Annotated in this window: 2 protein-coding genes; both read right to left on the bottom strand. The window is 65.4% G+C overall.

What is annotated here, in order from left to right; translation table 11 throughout:
* The coding region (locus AC097L_RS24370) for a hypothetical protein (protein ID WP_479589303.1) at positions 1-700 on the bottom strand (700 nt) is incomplete at its 3' end.
* Positions 701-796: 96 nt separating this feature from the next.
* Positions 797-1,399: transketolase C-terminal domain-containing protein (locus tag AC097L_RS24365; RefSeq protein ID WP_479589302.1), on the bottom strand; the 603-nt coding region annotated here is incomplete at its 5' end.

Here is a 1,399-nt window from a genome sequence, read left to right as displayed (position 1 = left end):
GAATCACGCCGCTGGCCAGCAGGTTTTCGCGGCTGTCATACCGGATACGCACAATTTCGTCCGGCCGCGCTTGCTGGCGCTCGAACGTGGTGTGCGACACCACCGAGCTTTCACGCGCGCCATGGGCCGTGCCCAACTTGGCGGCGGCGGCGGGGGCGGCTGCGCGTTTTTCAGCGGCTCCCGCAGTGGTGCTGTCCGCGTTTTCATCCTTGGATTCGGCGTTGCGGCGCGTCTGGGGAACAGCGACCTGCTCGGGCACCTGTTCACGGAACAGCGCCACGCCGATGACGCCGACCTGGCCCGGCCGACCGGTGCGCCCGGCATACGAGTCGCGGGCATCGGCAAACTCGAAGGCCGCCACTTCCTGGTCGCTCTTGCGCCAGCCGGTGATTTGGTAGTTTTGGCGTGCCGAAAAAACATAGCCGGTCTGCTCCCAGGAGGCGGTTTCGTCGCTGAGAACGTTCACGCCATCGACCGACGCCACGGCCAGCACGCGCCCCGCCAGCCGGTTGCGCACCGACACCGCGTAACGCGCACCCGGCCTGCCCGCCACCCAGTATTCACCGCGATGCGCGTACACCGGCAGCCTGGCGCCGGAGTCACGGTCCACGATGGTGATGTCGGCGAGACGGCCTACTGCTTGCGCGTGCAGGCTGGCGCAGGCCAGCAGGACGGAAAGACCCAGCGATGTGAGTTTCATTGGTCAGCTCCAGAAATAAGTGTTGGAGCTGACTGAAACGTTGCCGACGCGGCGATGGGGTTAAAGCAGGCTAAAAATAGGGAGCCTGCAACCGCCTTATGCTACTAATTTAAGAGCTGCTTGTGCTTGATGTACAAGCGCGGGGAAGCGTTTTTCTATAGATTTTTCGATACCCGCCGCGTCCAGCCCTTGCTGGGCCATCAGCACCGCCGGGTCGCCGTGTTCGATAAACACATCGGACAGGCCCAGCGTCAGCACCGGCAGGGTAATGCCCGCGGCCTGCAAGGCCTCTTGCACCGCGCTGCCCGCACCGCCCAGGGCGGCACCGTCTTCTACCGTGACCAGAGCGGAATGCGTGGCGGCGATTTTCAGCAGCAGCTCCACATCCAGCGGCTTAGCCCAGCGCATATTGGCCGCGGTGGCATCCAGCTTGTGGGCCACGGCCAGCGCGGGGTACAGCGGGGTACCGAAGGCCAGAATCGCGATGCCCGAAGCCTGGCTGGAGCTGCGGCGGATTTCGCCCTTGCCGTAGGACAGCGGCTGCAGGCCTAGCTCCATCGCCGCACCGGCCCCAGCACCGCGCGGGTAGCGCACGGCCACCGGGTTGTCTTGGGCAAAGGCGCTGCTCAGCAGGCGGCGGCATTCGTTCTCGTCGGCCGGGCAGGCCACGCCCATATTGGGGATGCAGCGCAGGAAAGG

The organism is Rhodoferax sp. RT5P35 (assembly GCF_056521385.1).
This window is presented reverse-complemented; position numbering and strand designations above follow the sequence as displayed.